At 45.7% G+C, this 4,206-nt stretch carries 2 protein-coding genes and 2 pseudogenes; 2 read left to right on the top strand and 2 right to left on the bottom strand.

The window, feature by feature from the left end; translation table 11 throughout:
* Positions 1-224, top strand: a pseudogene (locus tag A7090_RS22105) (IS4 family transposase); the annotation flags it as partial.
* A 23-nt stretch (positions 225-247) separates the two neighbouring features.
* Here the strand turns inward: A7090_RS22105 and A7090_RS22100 are convergent.
* A pseudogene (locus A7090_RS22100) lies at positions 248-715 on the bottom strand (LysR family transcriptional regulator); the annotation flags it as partial.
* A gap of 1,073 nt (positions 716-1,788) precedes the next feature.
* On the opposite strand from A7090_RS22100, the gene A7090_RS22095 reads away from it, so the two are divergent.
* Positions 1,789-3,186, top strand: coding sequence for an RtcB family protein (locus A7090_RS22095; RefSeq protein ID WP_105275531.1), 1,398 nt, complete (start codon positions 1,789-1,791; stop codon positions 3,184-3,186).
* A gap of 143 nt (positions 3,187-3,329) precedes the next feature.
* Here A7090_RS22095 and A7090_RS22090 read toward each other — a convergent pair.
* Positions 3,330-4,206, bottom strand: an 877-nt coding sequence (locus tag A7090_RS22090) for a glycosyl hydrolase-related protein (protein WP_274541183.1), incomplete at its 5' end; no start/stop codon positions are given.

The following is a 4,206-nucleotide window of genomic DNA, read 5'->3' as shown; positions in this document are numbered from 1 at the left end:
CGCTGAGTACAATTGTACTGTGGCTTATTGGCTATCATGCTGAAAACAAAGGATTACATCTGAGATATCAGGCCAACAGCATTAAAGCACGGCGGGTAATCTCGTATCTGACGTTAGCGAAGAATGTCTTACGACACTCCCCGCTAATTTTAAGACGAACAGTGCTAAGCACAGTTCTTAATCATCTCGCCAAAACCTACCAGAATATGGTGTTGGTTTATTAGCGCTGATTTATGGGGATCCCTCAGGACCACGGCGGGCAAAAATTTTCGCGCATAATGACCGCATCGTACTCACGGCTCAGAAAATCGCCAATATTTGCCAGCGAGTGAATATTGACAATAATATCGGGATGCAATTTATTAAATTCGTGTAAATTAGGAATAAGCCAGTGGGTGCTAAAAGTAGGATTTACCGCGAGTTCGATAACCTGGACTGTAGGCTGCCAGGTCATAATAGTATTAGTGTCTCTTTCAAGTCTATTTAACGTTTCCTTAACGATAGTCAAGTAATACTTACCAGCAGCATTGAGAAAAATGCGTTTTTTAGCGTGATCAAATAACGACGTGTGTAAAAATTCTTCAAGTGCGTTAACCTGCCTGAAAACTGCACTTTGGGTTAATGCCAGTTCCTCTGCCGCCCTGGTATAACTTTCATGCCGCGCCACCACTTCAAAAGTTACCAGCAGTTCAGTTTTGGGGATTTTTCCTCTCATAATGTCGTCCATCTAAGAATGCATTAAAAATAGTTTAAATTATCAAAAACACATGACCTCTTATAAGTAATGACAAGCGAGAAGCAATAAAACGCTTATAAGTATCATGATTTAAAGAAATAAACCTCCGGTGTAATTATCTTAGCAAAGATGATACTAATCCGAAAAGCAAAACACCGTTCAGATTATTAGATTCCAAACGTATAAAAATATTATTAAATCAATAACGGTTATCACATTTATGAATGTGATAATTATCATTACTCCATGGTTTCAGGTAGTGCAAATTGCGTATCCTTGTAACAATTTTTGTGATGCTGCAATATCCATATTAAGTGCTCAGTTGTGGTCAGCATACAAAATTGGCAAGTACCACACGTTACGCATCATAATTAGCCATCAAGATGATGCCAATGATAATAGCCTCATCGTTAGCAGCGCCGGGTTACCATCGAGATATTTATACAACCTCAACACATAATTTAAGAGAATGAATGTTACTAAATATATTCATCGCGCACATATATTTAAAATATAAACCACTGATTGAAGATAATTTTAATATGCATAATTTGCCCTGACAAAAAAGTGATATTGTTTGCAAAATACATTCTAATTTAAGCATATGAATGTGATGAGATTGCAAGATATCAAATTCACTATAAATAACAGAATGGAGATTGATGCGATTAGTTTTCATCTTCATCGTTTCTGTACTTAAAGAAAACATCTAACAATCTGAAAAACAAAGATTTCATTGCCTGTTAAATATTGACTCAATGTCACTTGATTTCGGGTAATTAAATTTAAACGATTTAACCTCGCGACAGGGAATTAAAAAATATATTTCTCTTCTACCCTCAGATGAAGGTGAACAGACAAGGCAAACTATGACTCATCATGCAATGATGAGTTGCTTATTTTGGAGAAGGCAACTCTTCATCTTGTTTTAATCACCCGAAATGCATAAACTACGCACGTTTTCTTTCCCTTTTGCTGGCTGCTGACCGGAAAGACAAAATTACCCTCGCAGTACAGGGGGTTTCTTGACGTCTATATTTCAGGACAGCGTTATGCATCATCTTTCAAGGCTTGATAAAGCCTTTCTGCGCAAAGGGATCCAATTTTCCCGCGCCAACAATATTGTCTCATTATCTCGTCAATCAGGAGCCAGTGCCCACGTACTGCTGCCGGACGAACTGCCGCTGGAAGAAAAAGCAGTGACGCAACTGCTTGATTTTGCAGAAGTGAAGATACCAGACCATCCTGGTTATGTACGCCAGACGTGCGCGACGCCAGATTTTCACCCCGGCAATGGCGTCCCCGTTGGCGCGGTGGTGGCCTCAACGCCGGATTTAGTCATTCCCGCCGCCATCGGCACCGATATTTCTTGTGGCATGCGGCTGCTGACGACCGGATTAACTCTTGAGCAAGCCGACGCGCATAAAGACGTCATTACTCAGCGGTTAACGCAAGTGCTACTGCAAAATGAGCGCGATGTTCCGTTATCTGCACAGGCGTTCACCGCGCTTTTTGATGGTGGACCGGCAGATTGTGTGTCGACCTTGCCATCAGCGGGTCTCTGGACACGCACAAATATCCCCCGAATGGCGCAAGAGATCGACCGCTGCATTGGACTGAACGAGCATAACAGTCATTCTCGTTATGCCCCACCCGCCCTGCTGGCAACGGACCGCACATTACTCCGCGATCCTTGTCTTGGTACGCCAGGTTCAGGTAATCATTTTATTGAACTTCAGGTGGTGGATAGCGTGGTCGATCGCCATGTGGCCTGGCAACAAGGGCTGAAAACGGGCGATGTCGTGGTGATGATCCATAGTGGATCACGAGATGTCGGCTTTTACGTCGGACGACGCTGGATGGACCGTGCCCGTGCAGCCTGGCCTGCCGGGCATAAACATCCACAAAGCGGATTATATGCTCTGGACGGTAAACTGTCGGAGGAATACCTACTGGCGATGGGAATGGCGGCACGTTACGCGTGGTTAAATCGCGTGACCATTGCGGAAATGATTCGTGTATGTTTTGCCGATTTATTCCATCAGGATAATTCACATCTGGTGGTGGATGTGCCGCATAACATCATCCTTCGCGAGCATGAAATGAATATTCATCGCAAAGGCGCAACACCAGCACGTGCGGGCGATCTGGCGCTAATCCCCGGTTCAATGGGCGATTATTCGTGGCTTGCGGTCGGTTGCGGCAACCCGCAGTGGCTGTGGTCATGCAGTCACGGAGCGGGACGCAGCCAGCGACGGCAGGCTATGCGTGCGCACGCGACTGACAATTCAACGCTTCCGTGGCAGTGCGTCACATTACGCGAAGAACGACGTCTTGAAGAAGCGCCAGCTGCTTATAAAGATATTGGTCCGGTTATCGAAGCCCAACAAGAAGCCGGATTAATTCAGCCTGCGGTCAGATTTCGACCGTGGTTAACGTTTAAGGGGTAACTGAAATGATAAATGGCCTGCGGTTCTCACGCAGGTCAAATCTGGTATCTGCGTAAGCTAACAAACTTGTTTATCACAATCTCAGGCCATCCGAAGATGGCCTGAGATTATTGCCCCCCTTAGATACACTTTTAGCGCAATAATCAGCCAAGGCGGTAGCTAAATGTCCGTGACTGCCCCGGTAAAAATGCCCCCAGTTCCTTTAAATTATCTCTTTCCGCTGTGCTGATGCTTTCATCCATCATCGTTTGCGTACATGAAATCACCTCACGACTGAACGCGACAGTTGCCTCACAGGTTGTCGATTCTGCCGGATTAAACAGTCGCAATACCACTTCTTGCCGGTCTTCCGCTTTTTTAAGAGCGCTAATCAGGCATCCCACAGGGGGCATTTTCAGCAAGCTATAGCTTTCCGGCACATTGAATCCGGCTTTATTTAACTTCATCGCATCCCACGGGATTTTGTTGTAACACTGTACAGGCGTCAGCCATGCACGCGCCTGCTGGGCTACACCGGCGGTCGAAGGCGTACCTGTATAACTAAATAAGCTCAGACGGCAGCTAAAGGAGCCACGTAATTGTGAATCGGGCACCGGCATTTTTATTCCCGAAGGACGTCCAGGCCTTAAAAGCAGATCTTCTTTCCCCAGTAAGCCCACGCCACGCAGCAACGTAATGGCAAAGGTTTTCTTCTCTTCACCGATGACTTCGAATTCACGTAGCCCTTCGCTAAAGACAGCCAGACCGTTACGCCCTTCCTGTAAGGCAGCATAGTTGAGCATATTCCATACCGGAACCGGCGCTTCTTTCCAGCCTTCTTGCTGCCAGTTGTTCATTGCACTGTCGTTCACGGGGCGCGTTAGCGAACCAAACTGGGTATCGGCCAGAACATTGTCGGTGTTGAAAGGTGTAGGGACCAGGACGCGAAGGCGATGATCGTCAGCCTGGTTATCAAGGTTGTCAGCGCCAATGATATAAGACAGTAATTCACCATTTGGATTGTCCGCTCCACCCAACATG

This window comes from Escherichia sp. MOD1-EC7003 (assembly GCF_002965065.1).
In the GTDB taxonomy this organism is placed as follows: domain Bacteria; phylum Pseudomonadota; class Gammaproteobacteria; order Enterobacterales; family Enterobacteriaceae; genus Escherichia.
The sequence above is the reverse complement of the archived record's forward strand: the minus strand, read 5'-3'. Positions and strand labels throughout refer to the sequence as shown.

Bases quoted from the DNA above. Each gene is read 5' to 3' on its own strand.
- A7090_RS22095 (WP_105275531.1), top strand. From the start codon at position 1,789: ATGCATCATCTTTCAAGGCTTGATAAAGCCTTTCTGCGCAAAGGGATC.